Annotated in this window: 30 protein-coding genes and 1 pseudogene; 17 read left to right on the top strand and 14 right to left on the bottom strand. The window is 59.2% G+C overall.

Annotated features, from left to right (window positions below; genetic code table 11):
• Positions 1-199: 199 nt before the first annotated feature.
• From HY26_RS19390 to HY26_RS04280, 4 genes and pseudogenes are all read right to left on the bottom strand, one after another.
• Positions 200-379: pseudogene (locus HY26_RS19390) on the bottom strand (helix-turn-helix domain-containing protein); the annotation flags it as partial.
• Positions 380-557: 178 nt separating this feature from the next.
• Complete coding sequence (locus HY26_RS04290; RefSeq protein ID WP_112073001.1) at positions 558-911, bottom strand: hypothetical protein; 354 nt, start codon at positions 909-911, stop codon at positions 558-560.
• 22 nt (positions 912-933) lie between these two features.
• Positions 934-1,884, bottom strand: coding sequence for a glutathione synthase (gshB, locus tag HY26_RS04285; protein WP_034761599.1), 951 nt, complete (start codon positions 1,882-1,884; stop codon positions 934-936).
• 40 nt (positions 1,885-1,924) lie between these two features.
• The gene (locus tag HY26_RS04280; protein ID WP_034761601.1) at positions 1,925-2,611 is read right to left on the bottom strand and encodes a BON domain-containing protein; all 687 of its coding nucleotides are present in this window, start codon (positions 2,609-2,611) and stop codon (positions 1,925-1,927) included.
• Between the two features lie 184 nt (positions 2,612-2,795).
• Here HY26_RS04280 and rsfS point away from each other — a divergent pair, with 184 nt between their 5' ends.
• The 3 genes from rsfS (at position 2,796) to HY26_RS04265 (ending at position 5,327) form a co-directional block, all read left to right on the top strand.
• Positions 2,796-3,203, top strand: a complete 408-nt coding sequence (gene rsfS / locus HY26_RS04275; protein WP_112073000.1) for a ribosome silencing factor — start codon at positions 2,796-2,798, stop codon at positions 3,201-3,203.
• Positions 3,204-3,208: 5 nt separating this feature from the next.
• On the top strand, positions 3,209-3,673 hold the full coding sequence (locus tag HY26_RS04270; protein WP_112072999.1) for a 23S rRNA (pseudouridine(1915)-N(3))-methyltransferase RlmH: 465 nt from the start codon (positions 3,209-3,211) through the stop codon (positions 3,671-3,673).
• Between the two features lie 346 nt (positions 3,674-4,019).
• Positions 4,020-5,327: a TAXI family TRAP transporter solute-binding subunit gene (locus HY26_RS04265; protein WP_051599525.1), complete on the top strand. Its 1,308-nt coding sequence runs from the start codon at positions 4,020-4,022 to the stop codon at positions 5,325-5,327.
• A gap of 3 nt (positions 5,328-5,330) precedes the next feature.
• Here HY26_RS04265 and HY26_RS04260 read toward each other — a convergent pair whose 3' ends face one another.
• Entirely contained in the window at positions 5,331-6,062 is a 732-nt protein-coding gene (locus HY26_RS04260) for an SDR family NAD(P)-dependent oxidoreductase (RefSeq protein ID WP_112072998.1), read from the bottom strand.
• A gap of 93 nt (positions 6,063-6,155) precedes the next feature.
• Positions 6,156-7,001: a bifunctional DNA-formamidopyrimidine glycosylase/DNA-(apurinic or apyrimidinic site) lyase gene (gene mutM / locus HY26_RS04255; RefSeq protein WP_112072997.1), complete on the bottom strand. Its 846-nt coding sequence runs from the start codon at positions 6,999-7,001 to the stop codon at positions 6,156-6,158.
• A gap of 48 nt (positions 7,002-7,049) precedes the next feature.
• Between mutM and HY26_RS04250 the strand changes: the two genes are divergently transcribed.
• From HY26_RS04250 to HY26_RS04215, 8 genes are all read left to right on the top strand, one after another.
• Entirely contained in the window at positions 7,050-7,853 is an 804-nt protein-coding gene (locus tag HY26_RS04250) for a class I SAM-dependent methyltransferase (protein WP_112073043.1), read from the top strand.
• An 8-nt stretch (positions 7,854-7,861) separates the two neighbouring features.
• Positions 7,862-9,376, top strand: a complete 1,515-nt coding sequence (gene ubiB / locus HY26_RS04245) for a 2-polyprenylphenol 6-hydroxylase (protein WP_233348575.1) — start codon at positions 7,862-7,864, stop codon at positions 9,374-9,376.
• Positions 9,377-9,388: 12 nt separating this feature from the next.
• Positions 9,389-9,826 carry a GFA family protein gene (locus HY26_RS04240; RefSeq protein WP_034761613.1) on the top strand — a complete coding sequence of 146 codons (438 nt, stop codon included), beginning with the start codon at positions 9,389-9,391 and terminating at the stop codon, positions 9,824-9,826.
• 66 nt (positions 9,827-9,892) lie between these two features.
• On the top strand, positions 9,893-10,375 hold the full coding sequence (locus HY26_RS04235; RefSeq protein WP_139068963.1) for a hypothetical protein: 483 nt from the start codon (positions 9,893-9,895) through the stop codon (positions 10,373-10,375).
• Positions 10,376-10,460: 85 nt separating this feature from the next.
• A complete protein-coding gene (gene coaBC, locus HY26_RS04230) occupies positions 10,461-11,705 on the top strand; it encodes a bifunctional phosphopantothenoylcysteine decarboxylase/phosphopantothenate--cysteine ligase CoaBC (RefSeq protein WP_034761617.1) in 1,245 nt (414 codons plus the stop codon).
• Between the two features lie 52 nt (positions 11,706-11,757).
• Complete coding sequence (gene dut / locus HY26_RS04225; protein ID WP_112072996.1) at positions 11,758-12,213, top strand: dUTP diphosphatase; 456 nt, start codon at positions 11,758-11,760, stop codon at positions 12,211-12,213.
• Between the two features lie 133 nt (positions 12,214-12,346).
• Entirely contained in the window at positions 12,347-12,577 is a 231-nt protein-coding gene (locus HY26_RS04220; RefSeq protein ID WP_034761622.1) for a hypothetical protein, read from the top strand.
• 45 nt (positions 12,578-12,622) lie between these two features.
• Positions 12,623-12,817 (top strand): hypothetical protein, encoded by a 195-nt coding sequence (locus HY26_RS04215; protein WP_112072995.1) that lies wholly within the window; start codon positions 12,623-12,625, stop codon positions 12,815-12,817.
• Positions 12,818-12,823: 6 nt separating this feature from the next.
• Here the strand turns inward: HY26_RS04215 and HY26_RS04210 are convergent, their stop codons facing one another.
• The gene (locus HY26_RS04210; RefSeq protein WP_112072994.1) at positions 12,824-13,711 is read right to left on the bottom strand and encodes an alpha/beta fold hydrolase; all 888 of its coding nucleotides are present in this window, start codon (positions 13,709-13,711) and stop codon (positions 12,824-12,826) included.
• Between the two features lie 152 nt (positions 13,712-13,863).
• Between HY26_RS04210 and HY26_RS04205 the strand changes: the two genes are divergently transcribed.
• Positions 13,864-14,547, top strand: coding sequence for an RDD family protein (locus HY26_RS04205; RefSeq protein ID WP_112072993.1), 684 nt, complete (start codon positions 13,864-13,866; stop codon positions 14,545-14,547).
• A gap of 20 nt (positions 14,548-14,567) precedes the next feature.
• Here the strand turns inward: HY26_RS04205 and HY26_RS04200 are convergent, their stop codons facing one another.
• From HY26_RS04200 to HY26_RS04190, 3 genes are all read right to left on the bottom strand, one after another.
• Positions 14,568-15,914, bottom strand: a complete 1,347-nt coding sequence (locus HY26_RS04200; RefSeq protein ID WP_112072992.1) for an ATP-dependent RecD-like DNA helicase — start codon at positions 15,912-15,914, stop codon at positions 14,568-14,570.
• 51 nt (positions 15,915-15,965) lie between these two features.
• Complete coding sequence (locus HY26_RS04195) at positions 15,966-16,739, bottom strand: PhyR family response regulator anti-anti-sigma factor (RefSeq protein WP_112072991.1); 774 nt, start codon at positions 16,737-16,739, stop codon at positions 15,966-15,968.
• Positions 16,740-16,961: 222 nt separating this feature from the next.
• Positions 16,962-17,366, bottom strand: a complete 405-nt coding sequence (locus HY26_RS04190) for a Fur family transcriptional regulator (RefSeq protein ID WP_034761630.1) — start codon at positions 17,364-17,366, stop codon at positions 16,962-16,964.
• Between the two features lie 172 nt (positions 17,367-17,538).
• Here HY26_RS04190 and HY26_RS18980 point away from each other — a divergent pair, with 172 nt between their 5' ends.
• Complete coding sequence (locus HY26_RS18980; RefSeq protein WP_158531416.1) at positions 17,539-17,961, top strand: hypothetical protein; 423 nt, start codon at positions 17,539-17,541, stop codon at positions 17,959-17,961.
• 89 nt (positions 17,962-18,050) lie between these two features.
• On the opposite strand, the gene HY26_RS04180 is transcribed toward HY26_RS18980, so the two are convergent.
• Genes HY26_RS04180 through cas1 form a run of 4 tightly spaced genes read right to left on the bottom strand, consistent with a single transcriptional unit; the run spans position 18,051 to position 20,893 of the window.
• Positions 18,051-18,764, bottom strand: a complete 714-nt coding sequence (locus HY26_RS04180; protein WP_158531415.1) for an AbiV family abortive infection protein — start codon at positions 18,762-18,764, stop codon at positions 18,051-18,053.
• Positions 18,765-18,806: 42 nt separating this feature from the next.
• Positions 18,807-19,256: a DpnI domain-containing protein gene (locus HY26_RS04175; protein ID WP_112072988.1), complete on the bottom strand. Its 450-nt coding sequence runs from the start codon at positions 19,254-19,256 to the stop codon at positions 18,807-18,809.
• A 28-nt stretch (positions 19,257-19,284) separates the two neighbouring features.
• Entirely contained in the window at positions 19,285-19,830 is a 546-nt protein-coding gene (locus tag HY26_RS04170; protein WP_158531414.1) for a hypothetical protein, read from the bottom strand.
• The gene (gene cas1 / locus HY26_RS04165; RefSeq protein ID WP_158531413.1) at positions 19,817-20,893 is read right to left on the bottom strand and encodes a CRISPR-associated endonuclease Cas1; all 1,077 of its coding nucleotides are present in this window, start codon (positions 20,891-20,893) and stop codon (positions 19,817-19,819) included. Before cas1 ends, HY26_RS04170 begins: the two co-directional genes overlap by 14 nt.
• A gap of 34 nt (positions 20,894-20,927) precedes the next feature.
• Between cas1 and HY26_RS04160 the strand changes: the two genes are divergently transcribed.
• The 4 genes from HY26_RS04160 to HY26_RS04145 all read left to right on the top strand — a co-directional run.
• On the top strand, positions 20,928-21,695 hold the full coding sequence (locus HY26_RS04160) for a hypothetical protein (protein ID WP_146740177.1): 768 nt from the start codon (positions 20,928-20,930) through the stop codon (positions 21,693-21,695).
• Positions 21,696-21,809: 114 nt separating this feature from the next.
• Positions 21,810-22,388, top strand: a complete 579-nt coding sequence (locus tag HY26_RS04155) for a hypothetical protein (protein WP_112072984.1) — start codon at positions 21,810-21,812, stop codon at positions 22,386-22,388.
• A 12-nt stretch (positions 22,389-22,400) separates the two neighbouring features.
• Positions 22,401-22,775: a hypothetical protein gene (locus HY26_RS04150; protein ID WP_112072983.1), complete on the top strand. Its 375-nt coding sequence runs from the start codon at positions 22,401-22,403 to the stop codon at positions 22,773-22,775.
• Positions 22,775-25,482: DNA polymerase (locus HY26_RS04145; protein WP_112072982.1), on the top strand; the 2,708-nt coding region annotated here is incomplete at its 3' end. The genes HY26_RS04150 and HY26_RS04145, both read left to right, overlap by 1 nt.

Raw genomic sequence — 25,482 nt, 5'->3', positions numbered from 1 at the left:
GAATGTGGATTGCGGCGCGCAGGGACTGGTCGTTTTCGATCCGGTCGATCAGCCGTTTGCCGTCTCGGCGCAGGCCCATGATCTTCAGGTCCCGCTCGGCTTTTCCGGATGCAGGAAGTTCAATGACAAAAGGTTCGTAGAAAAAGTCGATCGGCTTGTTGAGGGCCATCGCCACATCCCGCAGGCGTCCCGCAGAGAGACGGCTCTGACCGGCCTCGTATTTCTGGATCTGCTGGAATGTGATCCCCAACAGGGAGGAAAGCGCTTCCTGGGTCAGGCCGAGTTCCCGCTGGGCCTGTCTCACTTTCTGACCCACGTAGCGGTCGGCGTCGTTTGGCTTCCGCGCCTCGTAGCCATTCGGATTGGCCAAGTTGGGCATGTCTGACTTCCTGGTACTGGATGTCGCAATCGAATTGGTATGCAAACACCGGACCGATAACTACCTGGACGTGTAAATTTTAGAAGCCCGGCCTCGAAACCTGCATCAGAAATGGAAAACCGCAGGCAGCTGCCTGCGGCTTGATCCGGAAATCATTGTCAGTGTCCCTTCGTTGCGATCAGTTCGGGTCGAGGCGGATGATGTCGTCATCCTCACTCGCGGCAAATGCGTCGTCTTCGCCGGCGAAGACGGGACCGGGAACATCCTTGTTGAAATCAACGGACCCCAGCTGATCGGATCCGATGAGCCGGGGCTCGCTGGATGTGCCGCCAAGGTTCAGGTTCAGCGTGCCGCCGGAAACGGAGGTTTCCTGGACCGATCCGGGCAGGGAAAGGTTCAACGTGCCCGCTGGCTCCTGCACAGCGACCGTGTCAGTTGTTTCCGGAGAGGCCTTTGAATTCGATTCCGAACAGGCGACACCAGCGAAAGCAGCTGAAGCAACGGCGAGGACGGTCATAAGTTTCATATTCATGTCCCTGATCTTGTCCCTGAGACTAGCGGCCTGCAAGCCTCTCCTGCACAGAGTCCCAGAAAATGGCAGGGATATCAATGCCGCTTAATTTCTTGATGGCCTGAACGCCTGTGGGGGACGTGACGTTAATCTCGGTCAGCCGTCCGCCGATGACATCGATACCGGTCAGAACCAGGCCGCGCTTGCGCAGTTCAGGGCCGATGGCGTCACAGATCCGCTTGTCGGCGTCGCTGAGATCGGATTTTTCCGCCGTTCCGCCAACGACAAGGTTTGAGCGCACCTGACCGGATTTCGGGCGCCGGTTCAGCGCGCCGACGGCCTTGCCATCGACCAGCATGATTCGCTTGTCGCCCTCGCTGACCGCCGGAAGGAAGGCCTGCACCATGACGGGCTCGCGGGATTTCGAGAAAAATAGCTCAAGCAGGGAGTCGAGATTGGAATCGTCTTCTTTCAGCCGGAATACGCCGGCACCGCCATGTCCGTAGATCGGCTTGACGATGATGTCCTTGTAGCGCTCCCGGAAATCCTCGATTGCCGCCGGGTCGCGGCTGACCAGTGTCGGCGGCATCAGGTCCGGGAACATGAGCGGCAGAATCTTTTCCGGGCTGGAGCGAACCCCAGCCGGATCGTTCAGCACCAGCGTCTCGCCACTGATCAGCTCCAGCATGTGACAGGCGGTGATGTAGGAAAGGTCGAACGGCGGATCCTGACGCATCAGCACGACGTCGACGTCCTTTGCGAGGTCGAGCGTCACCGCTTCGCCGAAGACGCCTGGGGCACCCGGAACCCGCTGGACTTTTGCCGGCCGCACCCGCGCCGTCACGCGTGTGCCTTCCAGGCTCATATCCTGCGGACCGTAGACAAAAAGCTCCATGCCACGGGCCTGCGCCGTCTCGGCCAGGGCAAAAGATGTGTCGCCATCGATTTTGACGTGCTCAAGCGGATCCATCTGGATCGCGACGCGAAGACTCATTGGGCGCTCCCGGTTGCAGGAACGCGAGCAGGGCGTCCCGTCAGTAACTTGCGCCGAGCAGCTCGGCGTCCGACCCATATGAGGTATCAGGGGCGTTTTGGTAAGAGGTCGGCTGGCCCTGCAGTTCCGGTTCCGGCGCATGGACCTCCGGTTCGAGCAGGCGGACATAGGATACGACCTGCTTTACCCCCGCAACCACACTTGCCTCCTCGGCGGCTTTTTTCAGCTCTTTTGCCGAACGCGCGGTCCCCATGAGATAGACGATGCCGTCATAGGTCTCGATGTTGAAATTGAGGCTCTTGACCGTTTTGGAGCCGATCAGCCGCGCCCGGACACGGCCGGTGATGACCTCGTCAGAGACATTGGCGATGAAGCCGCCCGGCGGTTCGATCTTGATCTCGTTTGCCACGTCTTTCGTGAGGGCAGCGCTCCATGCGATGCCTTCCGCCTTGACCCGGTCTTCCGGAAAATTCACCCGGCCGCTCAGCAGGACGAGGCCGTTTGCGACCTCGACATCCACCTCGGAGAATTTCTCGGTGTTTTCAGACAGGAGTTTCGCCTTGATCTGGTTGGACACGTTTGCGTCATCCAGTGCCTGGCCCATCGTCTTGTCCTGCGCCGCCGTGAGTCCGACAGCGCCCGCCGTTCCCACCGCTGCGACCACACAACCGCCCAGCGGCAGCAGGAGTGTCAGGGACAGGGCGAGAGCGGGAAGGGGGGATTTCATAGGCAACTCCGGAACGTTCGGGCGACGGTAGCGGCTTCTACTCGCAGCTTGGGGCGAAATTCTGGCAAGATGGCCGGTTGCAGCCCGGAGGCTGCAGTCAGCGCACCGGTGACAGACAATACGGGTTTCTTCTGGTTGTGAAGCGCCCCGCGTGATAATATGTGAGGATGAGTAACCAGAAGGAATGAAAACCCTGACTTCCAGCGCTCCGCGGCTCCAGGCCGCAAAGCAGGCCACCATCGAGGATATCCGTGCCGTGGCCGAGTCTCTCGCAAAGTCCCTTGAAGACGATAAGGCTGAAGATCTTCTCTTCATCGACCTTCAGGGCAAATCCTCGCTTGCCGATTTCATGATCATCGCGTCCGGCCGTTCCGGTCGCCACGTGGCTGCGCTTGCCGATCACATTTCACAGGAAGCGAAGAAACTCACCGGCCGTCCGGCGAGCGTCGAAGGCATGCCGAATGCAGACTGGGTCCTGATCGATACAGGGGATGTGATCGTCCACCTGTTCCGGCCTGAAGTCCGGGAGTTCTATAATCTGGAAAAGATCTGGGCATCAGATTCAGCCAACATGCGCAGCAAGGCCAACTAGGCGCCATGCGCCTGACTTTCCTGGTGGTCGGCAAGATGAAGTCCGGCCCGGAACGCGAGCTTGCTGACGAATACATCAAGCGCGCCCGGCCTGTGGCGCGTGGATTGGGCTTCCGGGGCATCGAAGAAGTCGAAGTCGCCAGTGGCGGCGGACTGGATGCCGAAGCCGAACGCCTCCTCGAAAAAATTCCGGCAGGCGCGCGTGTTCTGCGCCTTGATGAGTTCGGGCCAGCCATGGGCTCAACCGATTTTGCCGGGAAACTCGCAAACTGGCGGGATCAGGGCACGCCGGACCTGGTTTTCCTGATTGGTGGGGCTGAGGGTTATGGCGATGCGGTGCGCAAATCCGCGCCGGACACGCTGGCATTCGGGCCACAGACCTGGCCGCACCGTTTCGTACGGGCGATGCTGGCAGAGCAGGTTTACCGGGCGATGTCGATTCTTGCGGGAACGCCTTATCACAAGGCCTGACAGCCTGTGGGCGGCGAGGTCGTTCAGCCGGCGTAAAGCGAGGGCTGCGGAGCGAACGCCATAACGAACAGCACGCCCGCCAGCGCTGCAAATGTTGCAAGCGTGACCCATCTTGAAAGGGCGGTCTGGGCGTTCATTCTTGGCATCCTTCTGGCCGGTTTCCTTACCCGTCCCGATATGGGGACGGTGTCTCTTGATGAACACTTTCCAAACGGAATGGGTTCCATGCGCGGCTTGAATAAGGCAATTTCCGGGCCAGCGATGACACCTCGTTCATCTTGTTGATCCCACCCCGTTCCCGGCCTAGACCAGAAATCGACATCAAGCCGGTGCGGGAGACGAAGCAATGTCAGGTTGGCGGGATTTCCTGAAAGTGTACTGGCCGCTGATTGCAGTGGCCGCCGTGGGCCTGATCGCCGCCATGATGCTGATGGACCCGGCGCCCCCGAAAAAGATCCGCTTTGCGGCTGGCTCGCCCGGCGGCGCCTATCATGCGTTTGCCGAGCGGTATCAGCGCCTGCTGCAGGAGCAGGGGGTGCAGGTCGATCTCGTCGACACGGCAGGATCCATCGAAAATCTTCGGCTCCTCGACGATGGCGATGTGGACGTCGCCCTGGTTCAGGGTGGCCTTGCCTCACGGCAGGATCGTGAAGTGCTGCACTCGCTGGGCGGCCTGTTTCCGGAGCCGTTCTGGGTCTTCGTGCGCGCTGGCAATGGCATCAACGCGTTCGGGGACCTGCGCGGCTATCGCTTTGCGATTGGGCCGGCCGGATCGGGCACGCGCTCCCTCGCATTGTCCCTGCAATCGGAATTTGGTGGTACCTGGCCAGCCAGTGCGCAGCTGACCCTGGCGGGTAGCGAAGCGGCCGATGCGTTGCGTGCCGGCACGGTGGATGCGGTGGCTTTCGCAGCATCGGTCGAGGCGCCTTATGTGCAGGACATGCTGCGCGACCCGGCCGTGGAATTGCTGCCGTTCGAACGGGCGCCGGCGCTGGCACGGCGGCAGGACGCCCTTTCTGCGGTCACACTGCTGCGCGGCGTCGTCGATATTGGTGCCGACATTCCGTCGGCGGACGTGCCGCTGGTCGCTCCGGTTGCTCAGCTCGCTATCCGCAAAGATGTGCATCCGGCCATCGAAGCGTTGCTGATCGATTCCGCGATGGCCATTCATGGGGATGGTTCCCTGTTGTCAGCGGCTGGCACCTGGCCGGACCCCGATGCGACGGACCTGCCGGTCTCCAGCCAGGCCCGGCGGTATTACAGGGATGGCCCGTCTTTCCTGCGGCGGTATTTCTCGTTCGATGTTGCCAACTTCCTCGACCGGGCCTGGGTGCTCGCCATCCCGCTGCTGACGCTGTTGTTCCCGCTCGTTCGTGCAGCGCCGCCGATCTATCGCTGGCGCGTGCGGCGGAAAATCTATGTCTGGTACAAGGACATCCGGGAACTTGAATCCCGAGGGCGGGCTTCGCCAACCCCGGAAGAGCGGGCGCAGATCGTCAAGGAATTGCAGGAGCTGCAGGAAGAGATCGGTGCGGTGGACGTGCCGCTGTCCTATACCGACGACCTCTACCGCCTGCGCAGCCATGTCGAGTTCGTCAAACAGCTGGTGATGAACCCGAAAGGCTCTGTTTCGGCGCCAGCTCTCGGCGCTTAGGGCTTACCAGGTTTCGCACCAGGGCCTGAGATCCAGTTCGTGCGTCCAGGCAGAGCGATGCTGCTGGTGCAGCCAGACATAGTTCTTTGCAATCTCGTCCGGGATGAGCAGTCCGTCCCGCGCGCGCCGATCAGCGGCGTCCGGCAGCATGTCCCGGATGAAAGCTGAATCGATGGCGCCATCGATCACGACATGGGCCACATGGATGCCCTTCGGGCCAAGCTCCCGGGCCATCGACTGGGCAAGCGCCCGGAGCGCGTGCTTGGCACCGGCAAAGGCCGAGAAGCCGGCGCCGCCCCGCATCGCGGCCGTGGCGCCGGTGAAAATGATCGTGCCGCGCGCTCGTGGGCTCATGACGCGGGCGGCTTCGCGTCCAGTGAGGAAGCCGGCAAAGGCCGCCATCTCCCAGACCTTGTGGTAGACGCGGCTGGTCGTGTCGGTGACCGGGAAGTGGACGTTCGCGCCGATATTGAAAACGCAGGCTTCGATGGGGCCCACTTCCGCCTCCACCTGGTCGAACAGGGCGACGGTTTCGTCTTCGCTGCGGGCATCAACGCCGAAGGCGCGGGCCTTGCCGCCTTCGGCCTCAATCGATCCGACCAGCGCATCGAGATCGGAGAGGTTGCGGGGGCGGCGGGTGACACAGGCCGTCAGGCCTTCGCGCGCGAAGGCTTTGGCAATTGCGCCGCCGGTCGCATCGCCCGCCCCAATGATCAGAGCTGCACCGTTTGCCATGCCGAAAGCCTCCTCCAGTGTTTTGCAAACGCTCGCCGATCAAAGTGAGTTTGTAAAGAGAACTCACTCTTCAGCTGGGCTGAACCTGAGCGGTTAGCGCTGGCAGGACGGGCAGTAGAAGGTCGAACGGCCTGACTGGACGAGGCGTTTGATTGTAGCGCCGCAGGCCGGGCAGGGCTGGCCCTCGCGGTCATAGACAGCGAAGCGATGCTGGAAATAGCCGAGCTCCCCGCTGGCGCTGGCGAAATCCGAGATGGAGGAACCGCCCGCCTCGATGGCCTCGGCGATGACATCATTGACGGCCGGGGCAAGCCGCGCGGCGCGCTGGCCGGGGATGCTTTGCGACAGGCGTTTCGGCGAGATCTTTGCCCGCCACAGCGCCTCGCAAACATAAATGTTTCCAAGGCCAGCGATGACCGACTGGTCCAGCAGGGCGGCCTTGATCGGGGCCTTCTTGTCCTTCAGGGCGGTGTCGAGATAGGCGGCGGAGAAATGATTGCTCAGCGGCTCCGGACCCATGGCCATTAACCGTGGATAAGCCTGAAATTGCTCGGCAGGCCAGAGCTCCATGAAGCCGAACCGGCGGGGGTCATTATAGGTGACTATGTCATGACTATCGAGGACCATAACGACATGATCATGGGCCGGATCTGTGCCTGTTTCGTGCTTATAACCGGCTGTCGCATGACCACTCACCGTGAAGCGTCCGGTCATGCCGAGATGCATCACCAGAACCTCGCCGGAAGAGAGCTCCACCGTCAGGAATTTTGCCCGACGCCCGAGGCGCACAACCTTCTGCCCAGACACCCGTTCGGCGAAGCGTTCAGGGAAGGGGAAGCGCAGGTCTGCCCGGTTCTGGGTCAGCGATACGATCGTGCGGCCCTCCATGACGGGGGCGAGTCCGCGGCGAACTGTCTCGACTTCAGGTAATTCAGGCATGGTTATGGCATATAGCCTAGGCAGTACGGGGTAACTATGGTGGCGCGCATGTCTGCTGAACCTGAAACAGAGCGCCCGGACGGCGAACGCAAGGTTTCCTTCGGATTCGAAGAGGTGACCGAAAGCGAGAAGGTGGCGCGCGTCAAAGGCGTGTTCCGTTCCGTCGCGTCGCGCTACGACCTGATGAACGACCTCATGTCCGCCGGCGTGCACCGACTGTGGAAGCATGATGCGATGAACCGCGTGAACCCGCAGCCGGGTGAGCGTCACCTGGATGTGGCGGGCGGTACGGGCGAGCTGGCCCGGGCCTTCCTGGAACTCGCTGACAAGGCCGGCAAACGGCGCGGCATCGACAAGCCGGCGACCGCCATCGTGTCAGACATCAATGACGCCATGCTGGAAGCGGGCAAGGCACGTGCCGACAATGCGAAATGGGAAGGCCGACTGGACTGGGTCTGCGCCGATGGCCAGAACCTTCCATGGGCGGACAACAGCTTTGACGTGGTCACCGTGTCTTTCGGTATTCGCAACTTTGCCGACCGGGTGGCCGGCCTGAAGGAATTCCGCCGCGTGCTGAAGCCGGGCGGCCGTCTCGCCGTGCTGGAATTCAGCCACATGACGGCGCCCGCCCTGCAGGCGGCGTATGACAAATACAGCTTCAATGTGATCCCGCAGCTGGGCAGCCTCGTCGCGGGCGACAAGGAAAGCTACCAATATCTCGTGGAGTCGATCCGGAAGTTCCCCGATCAGGAGACCTTCCGTGCCGAGATCGAAGGGGCGGGGTTCTCGAACGTGTCCGTCACGAATTATTCGGGCGGCATCGCAGCCCTGCACTTCGGCTGGGCCGTCTGACGATGGGGATGATCGGGGATTACCGCCGCTTGATGCGGGCCGGGGTGGCGCTGGCGCGGCATGACGTGATCCTGCCGGCGGACTACCAGTCGCGCCTGCCGATGGCGGCGCGCATTGCCGGCGGTACGCTGCGTCTGGTCACGGGCGGGGCTCGCGGACGTCCGGGTCAGCGTCTGGCGCGTGCACTTGAAGGATTGGGCCCGGCCTATATCAAGCTTGGCCAGTTCCTCGCCACGCGGCCGGACGTGTTCGGTACCGAAGTCACTTCCGATCTCGACCATCTGAAAGACAAACTGCCGCCTTTCTCCATGAAAGCGGCCCGCGCGGCCCTCGTGGCGGAATTTGGCGCTGCAGAAGCAGACCGTCTGTTTGCAGACCTTTCAGAACCCGTGGCTGCCGCTTCATTGGCGCAGGTGCACCGGATGGACCTGCCCGATGGCGCACGGGCCGTGAAGATCCTGCGCCCGAAGATCGAGGAACAGCTGTCAAAAGAACTGTCGGCCATGAAGCGGGCCGCGCGCACCATCGAAGGGGTCTCCGCCGAGAGCCGCCGCCTGAAGCCGGTCGCCTTCACCGAAACCATCGCCACCGCCATGATGCGCGAGACCGACCTTCGCCTTGAAGCAGGCGGGGCCGACGAGATGCGCGCGCTCAGCGAGAAGAATGGCTATTTCCAGGTTCCGAAAATCGACTGGGACCGGACAGGCCGCCGTGTGCTGACCATGGACTGGGTGGAAGGCAAGTCATTGACCGACCCCACCGCGCTGGACCGGCCGGATATCGACCGCAAGACGCTGGCGAACGACATCACCCGCGGTTTCCTGACCAATGCGATCGAGCATGGTGTCTTCCATGCCGACATGCACGAAGGCAATCTCATCCTGACGCCGGACGGGAAGATCGCCCTCATCGATTTTGGCATTATTGGCCGGATCGGCATGACCGAGCGACGCTTCCTGGCGGAGATCCTGTGGGGCTTCCTGAAGCGTGATTATGTCCGCGTCGCGGAAGTCCATTTCGAGGCTGGCTACGTTCCGGCGTCCCAATCGGTGGGTGAGTTCGCGCAGGCGCTGCGCACCATTGGTGAGCCGATCCATGGCAAACCGGCCGAGGAAGTCTCCATGGGCCGGGTGCTGCTGCAGCTGTTCGACTACACCCACACATTCGGCATGGCGCTACGCCCGGAACTTGTCCTGCTGCAGAAGACGATGGTGCAGGTGGAAGGTGTCGCGCGCGCCATCGACCCGGCGCACAATATCTGGAACGCCTCCGAACCCGTCGTTGAAAGCTGGATCCGCCGCAGCTTCGGCCCGCAGGGCGCCGCGAAGCTCATCTCGGACAATGTTCGTGAGGTGACGAATCGCCTGAAACGCCTGCCGGAAGTGATGGACCGGTTCGAAGCCTTCATGGAGCATGAGCTGGAAGAGGCGCCCGCGCCGCCGAAGAAGCCGTTTGCGCCCTGGTGGGGCTGGTTCGGGCTTGTCGTGGCGCTTGCCGGTCTGGCAGTATGGGCCCTCAAATAGGAGGGCCAATCTATGGCGCACACCGGTGGATGCCAGTGCGGTCGCGTACGCTACGAAATGGATGTGCTGGAGCAGGCCCATGCCTGCCATTGCCGCATGTGCCAGAAGGCGACCGGCGGCTTGTTTGCCGTGCTCGTCGGTGCGCCCAAAGACAAGATCCGCTGGACAGCCACGCCGCCTGAAGAATTTCAGAGTTCGAACCTCGCACGGCGCGCCTTCTGCAAGGCCTGCGGCACACCGCTTGGCTTCACCTATGAACTGCCCGATGCGCGCCAATATGTGACCATCGGTAGCCTGGACCATCCGGAGAATGCGCCGATCCAGCACCAGTTTGGCCTCGAGTCGAAAGTCCCGTTCGTGTCCTTCTGCGAGGATGTGCCGGGCGAGCGCACCGGCGATACGCCAGCCATAAGTGAATTTCTCGCGGGTATGACGTCCAACCAGGCGTGAACTCTCCTTAATGGAGTAAAGTGTTAACGCGCCTTAAGCATCGCCCTAGACTGGCAGCAGCTCCCGATGAAAGGACCTGCCATGAAGGGCTTCATTGCCTACGCACTGCTTGGCGTTTTGCTGGCTTCGCCGGTTGCGGCCCAGATTGCTGGGTCTGGAAAGCGCACACCGGAGGCAGAAGCGCAGCTGGCGAAGATCCGGAAAGTGCCGCCAAAGCCGACCGCAACGTCTCGCGCCGAACCGAAGCTGAGCGGCGCGCCACATGGCGGAAAACGCACGAGTCCCGTTGTGATCGTGGATGTCCGCGCCGCAAAAGGACTGGCCGCAACTTCCGGGGTTCGTGTTTTCCGGGGCAGCCGCGTTTCGCTGGTGAGGCCGGGTGTTCGCCAGCTGGCGAAGGCACCGGCAATCGGCAAGCGGCGCAGCCAGATGAAGCTGGTCCGCGTTGGCGCAAGCCCCCGCACCACTTTCACCGCCTATGGGATCGACCTCGCCGAACGGCATGAGGAAATGCCGGTTCGCCCGCCGACGATCCGTGTGAATCCTTAACGCACACTGTGTTTTCACGCGAATTTCATGGCGGTCGCGCAAGGATTCTGGGTTAAGAGAGACCTGAAAAGACGACCCGGGACCTATGAGCGACAAACGCATCCTCCTGATCATTGGCGGCGGCATCGCCGCCTATAAAAGCCTCGAGCTGATCCGAGAGCTCGGCCGGCGCGGCATTGCCTGCCGTTGCATTCTGACCTCCGGCGGATCGCAATTCGTGACGCCGCTGTCTGTATCTGCCCTGTCCGGCGAGAAGGTTTTCACCGAACTTTTCGATTTGGATGACGAGGCCGAGATGGGCCATATCCAGCTGTCACGCTCGGCCGACCTCGTCGTCGTCTGCCCGGCAACGGCGGACCTGATGGCGAAGGCCGTGCATGGCCACGCCAATGACCTTGCCTCCACCACGTTGCTCGCCACCGACACGCCGGTGCTGATGGTGCCGGCCATGAATGTCCGTATGTGGCAGCACGCAGCGACCGTGCGGAACGTCGCCCAGCTCCGTGCCGACGGGGTCTCCGTGATGGAGCCCGACGAGGGCGCGATGGCGTGCGGCGAGTTCGGCCCTGGCCGCCTGCCGCAGGTCCCGGCGATCGTGGCCGAGATCGAACGCCAGCTGGAAGGCCAGACAGAGGGCAAGGGAGGTGGCCTGCTGGAGGGCACCCATTGCGTGGTCACCGCCGGCCCGACGCGCGAACCGCTGGATCCGGTCCGCTTCCTGTCGAACCATTCTTCCGGCCGGCAGGGTTATGCCATTGCCGGGGCGCTTGCGGCCGAAGGCGCGCGCGTGACGCTTGTCTCCGGGCCGGTCGCGATTGAGCCGCCGCGCGGTGTGGGCCTCGTAAAGGTCGAGACAGCACGCCAGATGCTGAAGGCTGTCGAAGAGGCGCTGCCGGCAGACGTGTTTGTTTCCGTCGCCGCTGTGGCCGACTGGCGCCCAGCCCGCGCCGCCACGAAGAAGCTGAAGATCAAGGGCGCCGGCAGTGCGACGCCCTCCATGGAACTCGCCGAGAACCCGGACATCCTTCGCACCATCTCGAACAAGCGTAAGCACCGCCCGGCGCTGGTCGTCGGCTTTGCCGCCGAGACCAATGATGTCGAAGAGCATGCCGCCGCCAAGCTGAAGCGGAAGGGCTGTGACTGGATCGTCGCCAATGACGTCTCCGGCGATGTCATGGGCGGCACGGAAAACGAGATCGCGCTTGTCACCCGCGACGGTGTCGACCGCTGGCCTCGCATGGGCAAGGACGAGGTCGCCCGCCGCCTCGCGCAGAAGATCGCGGACGCCCTCGATGGTTCCGATGACGATGTGAGATTGGCTGCCGAATAGCGGCGTCTCTGCCTGCTTGACTTGGCCTGCCGACTCCCGCACCGCTGCGGGCATGAACGAGGTTAATGTCGCGGTCCTGCCGCTCCCGCATTTCGAAGGGCTCCAGCTGCCCACCTATGAAACCGCCGGTTCCGCCGGAATGGATGTGCGCGCCGCCGTGCCGGCAGGGGAACCGATGGTATTGGCCCCGGGTGAACGGGCCATGGTGCCGACCGGTCTCCGCGTGGCGATCCCGCAAGGCTATGAGATTCAGGTGCGTCCGCGCTCCGGCCTCGCGGCCAAGCACGGCCTCACCTGCCTCAATACGCCCGGCACGATCGACAGCGATTATCGCGGTGAGATCAAGGTGATCCTCATCAATCTCGGCCAGGACGCCTTCACCATCCAGCGCGGTGAACGTATCGCCCAGCTGGTGCTTGCCCCGGTGACCCGCCTTGCCTGGCAGGCGGTCGACAGTCTCGACGAGACCGAGCGGGGCGCCGGGGGCTTCGGCTCTACAGGGCGATAGGATCTGGCCGCTAGGGTCTCGGCGCTCGCTTCCGGGCGATCCTTCCCGTTTTTCCGTTTTCATGCGATTTTCCTTGAACCGGTGTTCAGGGATCACCATATATCGTTTGTCGATATGAAGGAGGACGGGGTTTATGGATCCGTTTCAGATGGTTGTCGTCATCGTGGCGATTGTTTTCGGGACGAAAGCCTGGCGTGACCACATGCGCTTCAAGGAAATGCGGGCCAATGAGCGGGCCTCCGATGCCGATTTCGACCGGATGACGCAGGAAGTCGCTCGCCTGAAGGAACGTGTTCGCGTGCTCGAACAGATCGTCACCGATGGTGACAAGCGTCTCAGCGAGGAGATTTCCCGGCTCGCATGAGCCCGTTTTGCCGTCCCGTCCACCCCCTGAACAGGAGATAAGATAATGCCCTTGCTGTATCCTTTTGTAGTCTTCCTCCTGTTGCTGATCCTGGCCACACTGATCCGCGGGCCCGAGCGTCCGAAGGCGTCCAGCCAGAAGGATGAGGAGCTCTCCCGGCTGCGCGACCGCGTGGAGGTTCTTGAGCGTGCCGTACTGGATCAGGACCGCGAGCTGCGCCGGAAATTCGACGGTCTTTGATCCCCGCTATTCCGGCAGGGCCGCCAGCCAGTCCGTGATCGCGCTTGCAAGTTCGCCTGGTACTTCCGGCAACAGCGCGTGGCCAGCTCCATCGATCCGGACAGCCGTGACCTGGTCCCCCAGTTCCGCTTCCAGCAGGTCAATCGTATCGGCCGGTGGGGCGATCGAATCCTGCAACCCGGTGATGACCAGCATTGGCTTGCCGCCTGCCTCCCACCAGAGCGGAGACTCCACAGAACGGGTTGCCGCGCCCTGCAAGCGGGCCGTTTCCATGTGCCAGCCACGCAGCCAGTAATCCGGAATGTCGTTACCCTCTGCGAAGAATCCGTAGCGGACTGCTTCCCGGTGTTCTTGCGGCGTCAGGCGCGGATCGAAGCTCTGCATCAGGGCGGTGTTTGCCTTTTCCGGTATCGGCTTCAGCCCGCCGGCGGCCAGCAGGATGACACCGCGCACCTGATCCGGGTGCCGCGTGGCGACGGCACGGGCAAGCCGGTTGCCGAAGGCGTGGCCCAGCACAACAACAGGCGCGTCCCGCGTTTCCAGATAGATGGCGGCATCATCGGCCAGGTCGAACAGGTTGGGGGCCTCAACGGATGCCTGTGTTCCGTTGATTGCCGGGGCTTCGAACAGCGTGACGCTGTATCCGGCGCCCGTGAGATGCTGCGCAAGTTCGTTGAAATCGCTGGCTTCGCGCCCGGCGCTGGCAAACATGACGACCTCCGGTCCTGTGCCGGAGCGATAGGCTTTCAGCCGCGTCGAACCCTCCTCATATCTCCAGGTATCGCCGATCGGGGCGCGGGCGATATCACCGGGGGCATAAGGAGAAGGGGACATACAGGCGCTCACAAGGCTGGCGAGAAGAAACAGGGGCAGGGCGAAAAGGGATCTCATCATGTTTTGTCTTTCGGCGCTAACAGGCGGGGCAAAGTCTCGCTGAAAGCCTTGTCAGGCAAGGTGCTTAACGCGGCCCGAAAAATTCGATCTGCCGCTTTTGGCAAACCTCCAGAAGATTGTGGTTCTATCAACCCAAGAGAGAGGAAAATGCCATGACGACGCAGAAACCGGTCTTCGGGAAGAAAACGTCCGCGCAGACGCGCCGGGCGGTCCCGCGCCCTGCTGCGTCTCAGGCGCTTTCTGAAAAGGCCGAAGCCTTCCTGCAGCGGGAACGCGAGGCGGCAGGTGAAAAAATCCACGATGCGGATGGTGCCTCTTCTTCCTCTGCAAACAGCGGTGTATCCGGGGGCAAACCCGTTTGGGGACGCCGCGTCTTCGCGCGGATTTTCGATGAACTACTGGTTTGGGGGCTGCTCTTCCTGATGTTCCACGAGGACATTGGCCGGCAGCTTTCCGTTTATATCGAAGCGCCGATGGGCAGTGCCCAGGAGGATGCGGCGGGTGTCGGCCTGATCGGATACGCCCTGATCTGGGCTCTCATAGAATGCGCTTACAATATCGCGATGGAAGCGTCCCGCCTTCAGGCGACGCTTGGCAAGTTGTTGGTCGGAGCGGTCGTGACAGACCGCGATGGCGGCAAGCCCAGCCTTCGCGCCGTGGTCATGCGCAATTCGCTCGGGCGGTTTGCGGTCAACCTCATTCCGTTCAATGCCGGTTACCTTATGGGCCTGTTCAAAAAAGACCGCCGGTGTGTGCACGACATGATAGCCGGCACGATGGTGCGCAAGCGGGTACCTGTGGCGGCGTCTGCCGGATACAGCGAAGTGTTTGCCTGATCTGATCGCGGGTCAGACCATCAGATCAGCACGCTGTCATCCTTGGAGAATTTCGCGAGCAGATAGGCGTCCGTATCCTCGATCGTATCGAGTTTTCCGAAGGCAAATGCCTCCCGGTCAAAAACCAGGTCGCGCGGGCGGAGCGGCCGGCTGATCTCGAGCCCCTCCAGCGTGCGCGCGCGGGAAAAGGCAACATAGGTCTGTCCGTGTGCGAACATGCCATGGTCGAAATCGATATAGACCTTGTCCAGCGTCAGGCCCTGCGCCTTGTGGATCGTGACGGCATAGGCGAGCCGCAATGGCATCTGCTTGAATGTGCCGACGACTTCGCGCTTCACCTTCTTTGTTTCAGGGTCGAGTTCGTAGCGGTACTTCTCCCAGGCTGCCGGCTCAATCTCGTAGGCATGTCCGTCTATGTCGACGATCACGCTTTGGCTGGTGAAGCCGGCGACCACCGCGAGGGAACCGTTGACCCATCGCCCTTCCGGGTCGTTGCGGATCAGCATGACCCGCGCGCCTTCTTTCAGCTCCAGTTCGGCTTCTGTGGGATAGGCCTTTTCGTCAAATTGCCCCTGAACATCGGCAAAGAAGGGGTGAGGCTTTCCGGGCAAGCCTTCCAGGCGCGCCTGGTTGATGCGGAAGGCATTCGCATTGTTGGGCGTCAGAACAACATGAGTTTCCGAGGCGTCCACGGCAGACCGGCTGGAGACGATACTTTGCAGGATCGCTTCGTCTGCCGGTGTGACTCGGCCCGTGCGGAGCGCCCCGAGCAGGGCGAGGAAGCGCGGGTCTTCCTGACGGAACACATGTTTCAGCGCCAGCAGTGCAAACTCCGCTTCCCGGAAGGCATCGCAATTGAAGAAATACTGCCCGCCATGGCGTTCCTTCAGGATCGGCGCCTCCTGACCGGAAACGACTGGCGGCAACTGATGGAGATCGCCTGACAGGATCATCCGTACACCGCCGAAAGGACGTTTGGAGGCGCGGTTCAGCTTCAGTGACTTGTCGATGGCGTCCAGCATGTCTGACCGGACCATCGAAATCTCGTCGATGATCATCGTGTCGATCGCCTTGATCAGGCGGGTCGAGCGCAGGCGCCTGATATCGGCCGGCTCGATCAGGCGTGGCGGGAATTTGAAGAAGGAATGGATCGTCTGCCCGCCCGCATTCATCGCGGCGACGCCCGTGGGCGCGAGGACGACTGCGCTGTCGCCCGCCTGGGCGAGGAATTTCCGCAGCATCGTGGTTTTACCGGTACCAGCCCGCCCGGTCAGGAACAGATTCCCCTGCGCGCCTGCGCCGCTGGCGACCCAGCGCGCCGGCGCGGCGTAGAGGTTGTCAGGAGTATCTTTTGCGCGGCCAGACATGCTCCGGACTTAGCGGTCTTTGCCGGGGAAGGCGAGGCCTGCCGGGCGCCGCTAGTGCGGTTCTTCCAGATAGGCCGCCATGACCGCCTGTTCGACCATGGCGCGGACCTGGCGGGGCAGGAACGGTTTCGGGATCAGGAAGGCCGGTTCGGAATTTTCCCCGGTCAACAGGCGCTTGGGGAAAGCGGTGATGAAGATCACCGGAACCGGTCGTGGCAAGCTTGCCTGGATCTCGGCCACGGCTTCCGCACCTGAGGATCCGTCCGCCAGGGCGATATCCGCCAGGATCAGGCCGAACTTGCCCGACGTCGCCAGTTCCACTGCCTGCTTGTGGGTTGTGGCGATGCCCAGCACGGAATGCCCCGCTTCCAGGACGATACCCGCCAGCATTTCGGCGATCAGGATTTCGTCCTCGATGACCAGCACGGTCGTGGCCAGGGCCGACTGCAGGGACGTTTCCGCATTGGTGAGGGCTTCCTCCACAAAGCTGGTCGAGGTGCAAAGGATTTCGGCGGTTTCAAAAATGCTGAAACCTTCGACCGCCGTCAGCATCACGGCGCGGCGTTCGTCCGTTGTCATGGTGCGCAGGATCTTGGCGACTTCCTGATTGAGCTTGCCCTTGGACAGCTCATCCATGATCGTTTCATCGAGTGCCCGGAACAGATCCTTGCGCTGGGCAATGGTCTTTCCCTGACCAAGCATAACGAGCATCTTTGTTTCGAGCATGGTTTCAACAGCCGCATCGCCTGCGCTTCTGGTCCCGAGAAGGGCCCGTGCGTAGCGACGCAAATATGGCAGTTCACCCGAGATCAGATCAGCCAGCAATGAAGGTTCCCCCGAACCAGTTTTTCAACCGAGAATCACATACTACACAGGGACGCTTTCAAGTAAAACATACCCATGACTACCATCATGTTTGGCCTGTTGTTTGTGCAGCAGGCTCGAGCACTTCAACTCACCAAGCGTAGCACGCTTCCTGCAGCGGATCACTTGTTCATTCCTGAAGTGCCACGCCAAAAAAATTGGCTCGCTTGGATTTAAAAAAAGTCAGCGGATACGGATGACGATATCGTAGCCGGCAATGGTCCTGCCATTGGGGGCAACCGGCAGGGTTTCCAGCGCCAGCTGGCCGTCCGGTATGTCCGTCAGCTCGCCGGTCCGCTCATCCAGGAAATGATGATGCGGATGTGTGTAGGTATCGAAGACGATATTGTCCTGCCCGGTGCCGCGGACCATGCGCAGCGCGCCGGCATCTGCCAGGCTGTGCAGCGTATTGTAGATGGTGGCGAGGGCGACAGGTTCGCCTTGCTGGCTCACCTCTTCAGCCAGCCATTCGGCCGTGACGTGACGGTTCTTGCCATCTGAAAACAGGATGCGCGCGATCGCCTGCCGCGGGCGTGTGGCGCGCAGGCCCAGTTTTTCCAGATAAGAGGCGGCGTTGAATTCCGTCATGGGGGCAAATTAGTTCCCGGGTGGCGCTCCTGCAAGCTGGTGTCACAGCATGAAAAAAGCCCCCGGAAATCATCCGGGGGGTATAGTGATGTCCGCGGAAAAATCTTGTTGAACGGGCCCTTCGGATAGTGTGCTACTTTGAGGCGCACGAACACGAAATTAGGACTCGCAAATGCTAAAGTTTCTCTGCCTGGTATTGTCCACTTTTTGGTTCAACTTTGCGGCTCGTGGCGAAACGTTGAGCTCAAAAATTCCACTAGATGGGTTTCAATGCTCAGCCAGCGTTGTGGGCGTTTGTTCAGAATCGAAGTGCGGAGAGGATCGGATGCATCAGCAGCTAACGGTAAATCAGAACCTTGGCATTGTAGAAATGTGCGTCCTTCACCCCGACAACCTAAAATGTGTCGATTTGCACATCGATGACGTCTCAGCAACAAAGTACGCTAAACGCTATGAGCTTTCACAGAACTCGAATTCGACGATAACACTCATCGTCAACGAGGCTGGGCAATTTCATTTGATCCGCACAGACGCGGTCGGCGCCTTATTGAACACCTTTACGACCGCAGGACTGTGCTCTTTGAAACAACAATAGTCGGCAACCCTCCTAAGAGCCTGCTTGAGCAAGGCGACTTTTGGGTGGTTGGGCATCCTTGGGTCGAACAAGTGAGCATCCCACGCCAACTATTTCTGGAAGGGCACTTTTTTCATGAAGTAGCTATCGTAGTACGTGACAATAGCTCTGGGGAGATAGTCTGCATCAAGAGGATGCTGATCCAGCATATGTTCCAAGTACTCCCCGAAATCTTGACACTGCCAAACTTTTGAAGCTTTCGCCCCCAGCTCATACCATCGATCCTGCCACTTTGAAAAAGGAGCTGGTTGGTTGTCCGCTTGAAATGCGCATGTGTCGCGCAAGCACAATTTTGCCAGTCTTACGCAGTCCTTAGCAGCTTCAGGACGAACCATCTCTGACGGAGAACGAACTGAACTCTCGTTGTCAACATCGGTGTACATGGACGGCTCGCGTCCGTCCTTCAGCGCAATCCCATAGTCCGTGATCTTGAGGAAGTTGGCCCGCAAATCCTTGGCAGAAAAATTCTTGAGTGAGGAAGAGAACGCCGCTGTGATCTTCTTCGAATGATCTCTCAGGTCTAAGTTTATTTGCCGTTGGACACCTGGACTTTCAAGCTTTCGGCCACGGCCCACGAATGCAATGCTGGCTTTTCCAATTTCTTCAATCGCAGCAACGCTGAGAAAGTAGGCACGAGCGAAGTGCTTATGGATAACAAGCAATTCAGCTTCCTCTAGCAGCTCGCTAGCGTTCTTCAACGCTGCAGTTTCGTATTGCTTCAGCAGGCCCTCGTCAAAATTCACGTTAGTGACTTCGCCGCCCATGACTCCTAGCCCCCCCCCCTCTGTCGCTTCCGCGTCCATTCTCTACACTAGCCGAACAAACCGATCTTTGACCAAATCACAACGGATCAGAAACCCCTGCCAACCTGCTCGTCGCGCTGTCTCTGAAAGTGGCTTGCGAGGTTCGAACATTTCATTGGTTTGCAAGTCTGCAGACAAGAAGAAGATCGAACACGACTTTTGCGCATCTGCAGTTAACACAACAAACAGGGGAAAAAATATCGCAGCTTCCATCCGCTCACGTTGCGGCCCCCAGGCTGCCCCTAAAAGCTGCTTAGGCATGACGTTCACATCGGTTACTTGCGCTGTTTTGACCTGAGCCAGATAACCACAAAAATCACAGACCAGATCGGCACATTTGAAGTTAGTGGGAAGCAACTTCATCGTCTTGGAACGCTTGCATTTAGGGCATGCGCAATTGGTTGCGACCTGGTGCTCACCCCAATCCCCCAAAGCTTTCTTGTCAGACGGCATTGCTGATGACTTCTCCAACACCCTAGATCTAACGGTTCATGATATCAGTGGTTTTCGGTGCCCCGCAAAGGTCGAGACACTGGTCGCAGAGAGTCGTTAGAGGACCAAAAACCGGAACTTTTCCGAGCTTACTTTTCTCTCCATAGCGAAGGCGCCCGGAGGCGAGCAGATCAGAGACAATTGCCAAGACGCCTTTATCGAGATCCTTAATATCGGCTCCGAGAGCTTCGCACATCTCCCAACACGCCATCAAATCATGGCTGAGCTTCCGGACTGTGTCCTCATCGATACCTTGGTCGAGCAAAAACGCTTTCAAAGAGAGCTCAATTGAATGAGCACACAACGTCATAACAGGCGGGGGAGCAGCAATTTCATAGCCGGGCCAATGACCTATGTAGTCGTCAGCGGATTTCGCGGCTTCGAAGTTGAGCCGAGCCAAGTACTTATAGTAGTTCGGGCGATTAGCTGCATCAACGGAGAACATCTCCTTTGCCTCTCTCTTGTTTGCCCTACCGGCGTCGAATGGGTCCAGAGCGATCGTTTTCGCGGGTGCCACCAATTCAAACCTTTTCAATCAATGTGCGCACCAGCTCCGGATTTACCCTTACTACCCCATCACTCTGCAAATCAAAATCCGCTCCTGAAAACGTCTCAGTCCGGATCAGCTCCAGGATCCTGCGATCCGCAACAGGCCTAAGCGGCTCCATCTGATCGAATACGAATGAATGTCGATCCGGGCTGATGCGATCATGCATGATGCCAATGCTGGGATCAAAGCCATCTGCTATGGCCCTGATGCGCACCTCACTTTCCAGAAGGGCATAGGCATAATTCAACATCGCATTGATGGGATGGGTCGCATGCTGGTTCTGTATATACCGGTCACCCCACTTGAGCGATGAGCGAGAGAAGAAGGTTTGCCATTCATCGGGCACGGGGTGGCGTTTGGTCGACTTCCATTGGATGTCGAGCGCGCGCCAAGCAAAGAAATAGCCCTGTGCTACGAGCCCCTCGAGGCCATGCAGCCTGGATACAGACGCAGGTGGCGATGCCTTCAATTCTGCAAGCGCTGCCTTAGCCGTTTCAATCGCCTTGGTCCTGGAAGGACTATCAGGCAGCAGGTTTTCGAGATTGAAGAGCGCTTCCTGAATTTTCTTGCGAATGAGCGGAGCGGCAAATTTCACGCGAGCTGGTTCGCTGGCTCGCGTTTTTCTTTGCCAGTCGACTTTCTTCGGATCTGCCGCATAGCCATTCGCTGAGAAGACCGATTGCACCCGTCCGTCATAGCGCAGCCGGATCAGGTCGATGGATTGTTCCTGCATCCAGTCCAGCGCATCCAGCGTGATGTTGCCATTGCCATCCACGATTACGATGCGGGGTGGAAGGTCGAGACCGCCTTTGAAGAACACGGTTTCAGCAGGCTTCGATGGGACATGCGTGAGCCCATCCTTGATGACGAGCCTCCCCTTGTCGACGTGGATCGAAAGGCCGTGGCCGGTCAGGACCATGGGCCGGGATTGCTTTTCTCGGCGCTTGCGTTTGGGTTTATTGGCCTCGGATAAGTTATTCCAATAGGCGCAGCGGTCAGCCCAATTATCTGCAGAATCAGTTATATTACTCGCGAGCATATTCACCATTATGTACCGCCCTGAATTGTCGGTGTTTTTTAACATGAGCGATAATTGGAAAATAGACCTAATGCGGCGTGAAAAATTAGAAACCGCATGGGAATATTATTCGGATTTGATTGTGCCCGGCCACAATTATCGAGATGAATTACGGAAACTACGCCAAGGAGAACGCAGCGAGACTCCGGAAGAAACCAAGAAGCGAATTAAGCTGCTACATCAGCGCGAGGACAGCCTAAAGCGGCAGTTTTTATCCTTTATTCCCGATGGCTTTTTCTATGTGTTTGGGTGCGAACTAAGTTCAGCGACGGCGACTCATGATCCGACGCCCATCAATCACACACTGTTTGACCAAAATCTGAGTGGCTCCAAAATTACGTGGGAGCAAAATAGCCTGGAAGTTCTCGGCAGAACCTTCATTGGTTTGGAGTTTCGACCCAATATCGAGGTCATTCAGGACGCTTGGTCAGGGCACGATTTTTCCCAGGATGTTGAAGGGTTGCAGAACCCTGAACCTCGCCAGCTTCCTTCGGCTGTTGAGGAGGTCGAACTGAAAGAGCCAACCACGCCGAAAAAGAAAAAGGGTGGACGTCCAAAAACTCAAGACGTTGTGAAAGCGAAAATTCGCGAGATGATCGGCACGCAGGTATTGGACAAACTGCCCAATCGGTGGGATCAGGCCATTGAAGTCCGCGTGCGATTGAAGGGTGAAGAGACCCGCGATCATCATGGTATGGCCGGTTACAAGACTGACGTCATCGCAAGGTGGATCGGTGAAGTTGCGAACGAAGAAACACCGCCATCTGAATAAACTGCGTAAACTGCATAAACCAGTTTAGCCAGATTATTCTTTGTGTTTTCAAAATACTAAATCGGCATCGGTAAGGCATTCAGCGCTGCGAGGCGCGTCAGGGAATGCTTCGCCATGGCTCGCCAACGCGACTACAAAGCAGAATACGCCCGCCGTATTGCACGCGGCAAAGCCCTGGGGCTTTCGCGCTCCCAGGCACGCGGACACCCTCGTGAGGGTGAGCCGCCCGCGAGCTCCCCTGCGGCAAAGCCCAAGCTCGATGACAAGACCGCATTTGCCATAAGGCAGATGCATCAGGGCGCGTCCATGACCGCAGCCGCAAGAGCGGCGAGCATGTCATCCAAGCGGCTCAGCAAGTTCATACATGCGCACAAGGTTGCTCGCAGGAAGGGCAACAAGTGGGTGATGACGGATCGCCTGATGCGGCAGGTCCCGATGATTTTGGATGCCAGGACGAAGGCAATCCTGGTTCCCGGCTTCGATGAAGCAAGCCGTGTTGGAAAATACCACAATGCGGTTGGCCAATTTGTTCGGAACCCGGACCCGATCATCCTGAGGCCCTTCGAAGGCAAAGGCGTCACTGACGTCAAAGGCCGCTTCCACCCATTCGAGACCGACCCCAACGCGCTCATTCGCTACGCGCTGAAGGATGAGCCCGAGTTCCACGAAATCTACCAGATCATTCAAACCTGAAAGGAAACCCCCATGACTGAAATCCTGACCCCTGAAGAACTGCGCCGCGAGAAAGACTATCGGAGGCTCGGAACGCGAAATCCGATATGCCTGCACTGCAGCTACTCAAATCATCCCGCCGCGATGGAACTCGCGCACATCGCTCCGCGCAAGTTTCATGATGATGCCGGCGTCTTATGCAGCAACTGCCACCGCGAAATGAGCGATCCTGAAAAGGATCATCCGTATGCACCTCAGACGATCAATCCGCAAATGGAGATCATCGGGCGCTACCTTGTCGCCCTTGCAGAATGGTTCCGCCGCATCGCTGAAACCATAGCCGCATTCGGTGCCTGGCTCCTGGAGCAGGCCGAACATGTGCCCGCCTATGAAGGGGAGGCCATCTGATGTCAGATTCATTCTACAGCCCGATTTATCTTCGAGCCTACACCGAGAAGACCGGCAAGAAACCATTGGCCCAAAGAGGCACCACTTCCGGGCTTGATGAGCCTTCACCGCTTACGATCATCTTCGATACCGAAACTACGACCGACGCGGCGCAAAGCCTGCGCTTCGGCGTCTGCCAGATCCGAAAAGGAGAGACCCTCAACAGAACGGTGCTGTTCCACGCCGATGAGATCTCGCAGAGCGATTTGGAGGTTCTCACCGGGTACGCGGCTGAACACCGACTCGAGCTCATGTCGGTCGACAAGTTCCGAAAGTCGATTGTTGTGAAGCTGGGCTATTTCGCCAACGCGGCCATTGTGGGTTTCAATCTTCCCTTCGACATCGCCCGCTTTGCTTTGTCTCATAGCGAAGCCAGAGGGGATCCCATGCGTGGCGGATTTTCATTCGCGATGTCAGGTTACAAGTCGGAACCTAACATTCGAGTGAAACACCTTAGCGCATCCGCGGCTCTGATCGATTTCGCCAAACCCGCAATACAGCTCACCGGACGCGGCATGCGCAAACGGGGTTTCGAAGCGCAGCACAATCGAGGCTATTTCTTCGATGTCAAAACCATTGCAATGGCCCTCACTAGTCGGAAGCATTCGCTGAAGAGCCTTGCAGAATTCCTCCAGGTTCCGACGCAAAAGCTTGAGACCGAAGAACACGGCGGCGAGCTGTCAGAAAGCTATCTCGACTATGCCTGCGCGGACGTTCAGGCCACCTGGGAATGCTTCGAAGAGCTGAAGCGCAGGTACGACAGCCATGGGCTCCAAACGCCTCTGCACAAGATCCTGAGCGAAGCCAGTATCGGCAAGGCCTATCTCCGTCAGATGGGCATCCAGCCCCTGCTCAAATGCCAGCCCGATACGCCGAGAGAAAGCTTCGGTCGGATCATGTCCGCCTATTATGGCGGAAGGGCAGAAGTGGGCATCCGGCGGCTAGTCACCCAAGTCCTCTATTGCGACTTCAAGTCTATGTATCCGACCGTCAATGCCCTCATGGGGCTCAACCGGTTCGTGGTCGCGGATGGATATACCGAATGTGACGCGACAATCGAGGCGCAAGCCTTCTTGGATGCGGTATCGATTGAAGACCTGCAGATGGCATCGACTTGGCGCCAGCTCACGACGCTGGTGAGGCTTCGCCCGGATTGCGATGTCCTACCGGTCCGAACAAAATACTCGAAGCCTGCGGACAAGACGAAAGACAATCTGACCATCGGGCTCAACCACCTGACGTGCGAGACCCCACTCTGGTACACGCTTGCGGATGTCCTGGTCTCGAAAATCCTGACCGGTAGAACGCCGCGCATTCTGGAAGCGATCCGTTTTGAACCAGGACCTGTCCAGGAGGGGCTTGACCCCATCAACCTGTTTGGCCGCCCGGAATACGGCATCGATCCCAACAAGGATGACATGTTCACCCGGCTCATCGACATGCGGGATGAAGCAAAGGCCCGCAAGGATGCCCTGCAACAGCAGATCAAGATCATCGCCAATTCGACGTGCTATGGCATCTTTGTGGAAGTGAATCGGGACGATGCGCCGAAACCCGAAGCCCTGACCCTTTACGATGCTGGCGGCAACGCTTTGGAGATTGCGTCGACCGCGCTGGAAGAGCCAGGACGCTATTTCAATCCGATGCTGGCTTCACTGATAACCGGGGCCGCGCGATTAATGCTGGCAACGGCTGAGCGGCTTGCGTCTGATCAGGGACTTGGTTGGGCCTTCTGCGATACAGACAGCATTGCCATGGCCAAACCGGATATTATGGACAGCGACGAATTTTATTCGCGTGCCCAGAAAGTAATTGACTGGTTTGAGCCCCTTAATCCCTACAGGAATCCCGGATCCATCCTGAAAATCGAGGATGCGAATTATAATTCTGCAGGAGTTATTGAGCCGCTTTATTGTTTTGCGATTTCTGCAAAGAGATATGCGCTATTTAATCTCAATAAAGATAATGATCCGGTGCTCAGAAAGGCCTCGGCGCATGGTTTAGGGGCATTTATGCCGCCTTATTCGGAGGAAAACCCGAGTAAAATAATACCAAAGCCGGTTTATCCACTAAGGGAATTAGGGGTAAATCTCTGGCAGCACGATTACTGGCATAATTTAATTACTGCGGTTCTGGCAGGTGATCCGGATTGTGCCCCACTTAATTATCACCCGGCTTTACAGACACCGGCTATTCGTCGCTATGGAGCCACAAGTCCTGCCCTTCTGAGGTGGATGCGGTGCTTTAACGACGGAAGGCCGATCGGTGAGCAAGTGAAGCCGTTCGGCTTCATGGTTGCACCGATGGCACGGACGGGTGCCTGGTCAGAAACTGACGAGCCTGAGATCCTGGCCGACGTGAAGCGTGGCAGGCCGACCAAAGCGAGATGCTGGAAGCCGATTGCGCCGTTTGAGCGCGACGCGTCCAAAGCCGCGGAGCAGGCTTTTGACCGGGAGACGGGCGAGCCTGTGCCGGTCGAGGATCTCAAGACGTACGCTGAGGCGCTGGCGCTCTTTCACCTCAGCCCCGAGGACAAGTTTGAGAATGGAGCGCCGTTGGATCAAGGGCCGACGCAGCGAAGACATGTGAATGCAACAGAGGTTGCGCTCATAGGGAAAGAAGCCAACAAGGTCGGAGTGAACCGCCCCGGTAACCCCGGAGGCAATTC

This window comes from Hyphomonas sp. GM-8P (assembly GCF_003263315.1).
Classification (GTDB): Bacteria; Pseudomonadota; Alphaproteobacteria; order Caulobacterales; family Hyphomonadaceae; genus Hyphomonas.
The sequence above is the reverse complement of the archived record's forward strand: the minus strand, read 5'-3'. Positions and strand labels throughout refer to the sequence as shown.

Coding starts and splice junctions, on each gene's coding strand:
- HY26_RS04150 (WP_112072983.1), top strand. CDS start 22,401: ATGACTGAAATCCTGACCCCTGAAGAACTGCGCCGCGAGAAAGACTAT.
- mutM (WP_112072997.1), bottom strand. CDS start 7,001: ATGCCTGAATTACCTGAAGTCGAGACAGTTCGCCGCGGACTCGCCCCC.
- cas1 (WP_158531413.1), bottom strand. CDS start 20,893: ATGGTGAATATGCTCGCGAGTAATATAACTGATTCTGCAGATAATTGG.
- HY26_RS04240 (WP_034761613.1), top strand. CDS start 9,389: ATGGCGCACACCGGTGGATGCCAGTGCGGTCGCGTACGCTACGAAATG.
- HY26_RS04200 (WP_112072992.1), bottom strand. CDS start 15,914: ATGTCTGGCCGCGCAAAAGATACTCCTGACAACCTCTACGCCGCGCCG.
- HY26_RS18980 (WP_158531416.1), top strand. CDS start 17,539: ATGCTAAAGTTTCTCTGCCTGGTATTGTCCACTTTTTGGTTCAACTTT.
- gshB (WP_034761599.1), bottom strand. CDS start 1,884: ATGAGTCTTCGCGTCGCGATCCAGATGGATCCGCTTGAGCACGTCAAA.
- HY26_RS04265 (WP_051599525.1), top strand. CDS start 4,020: ATGTCAGGTTGGCGGGATTTCCTGAAAGTGTACTGGCCGCTGATTGCA.
- HY26_RS04270 (WP_112072999.1), top strand. CDS start 3,209: ATGCGCCTGACTTTCCTGGTGGTCGGCAAGATGAAGTCCGGCCCGGAA.
- HY26_RS04175 (WP_112072988.1), bottom strand. CDS start 19,256: ATGCCGTCTGACAAGAAAGCTTTGGGGGATTGGGGTGAGCACCAGGTC.
- HY26_RS04155 (WP_112072984.1), top strand. CDS start 21,810: ATGGCTCGCCAACGCGACTACAAAGCAGAATACGCCCGCCGTATTGCA.
- HY26_RS04290 (WP_112073001.1), bottom strand. CDS start 911: ATGAATATGAAACTTATGACCGTCCTCGCCGTTGCTTCAGCTGCTTTC.
- HY26_RS04180 (WP_158531415.1), bottom strand. CDS start 18,764: ATGGGCGGCGAAGTCACTAACGTGAATTTTGACGAGGGCCTGCTGAAG.
- HY26_RS04235 (WP_139068963.1), top strand. CDS start 9,893: ATGAAAGGACCTGCCATGAAGGGCTTCATTGCCTACGCACTGCTTGGC.
- HY26_RS04210 (WP_112072994.1), bottom strand. CDS start 13,711: ATGATGAGATCCCTTTTCGCCCTGCCCCTGTTTCTTCTCGCCAGCCTT.
- HY26_RS04215 (WP_112072995.1), top strand. CDS start 12,623: ATGCCCTTGCTGTATCCTTTTGTAGTCTTCCTCCTGTTGCTGATCCTG.
- HY26_RS04280 (WP_034761601.1), bottom strand. CDS start 2,611: ATGAAATCCCCCCTTCCCGCTCTCGCCCTGTCCCTGACACTCCTGCTG.
- HY26_RS04260 (WP_112072998.1), bottom strand. CDS start 6,062: ATGGCAAACGGTGCAGCTCTGATCATTGGGGCGGGCGATGCGACCGGC.
- coaBC (WP_034761617.1), top strand. CDS start 10,461: ATGAGCGACAAACGCATCCTCCTGATCATTGGCGGCGGCATCGCCGCC.
- HY26_RS04205 (WP_112072993.1), top strand. CDS start 13,864: ATGACGACGCAGAAACCGGTCTTCGGGAAGAAAACGTCCGCGCAGACG.
- ubiB (WP_233348575.1), top strand. CDS start 7,862: ATGATCGGGGATTACCGCCGCTTGATGCGGGCCGGGGTGGCGCTGGCG.
- rsfS (WP_112073000.1), top strand. CDS start 2,796: ATGAAAACCCTGACTTCCAGCGCTCCGCGGCTCCAGGCCGCAAAGCAG.
- HY26_RS04190 (WP_034761630.1), bottom strand. CDS start 17,366: ATGACGGAATTCAACGCCGCCTCTTATCTGGAAAAACTGGGCCTGCGC.
- HY26_RS04160 (WP_146740177.1), top strand. CDS start 20,928: ATGAGCGATAATTGGAAAATAGACCTAATGCGGCGTGAAAAATTAGAA.
- dut (WP_112072996.1), top strand. CDS start 11,758: ATGAACGAGGTTAATGTCGCGGTCCTGCCGCTCCCGCATTTCGAAGGG.
- HY26_RS04220 (WP_034761622.1), top strand. CDS start 12,347: ATGGATCCGTTTCAGATGGTTGTCGTCATCGTGGCGATTGTTTTCGGG.
- HY26_RS04250 (WP_112073043.1), top strand. CDS start 7,050: ATGTCTGCTGAACCTGAAACAGAGCGCCCGGACGGCGAACGCAAGGTT.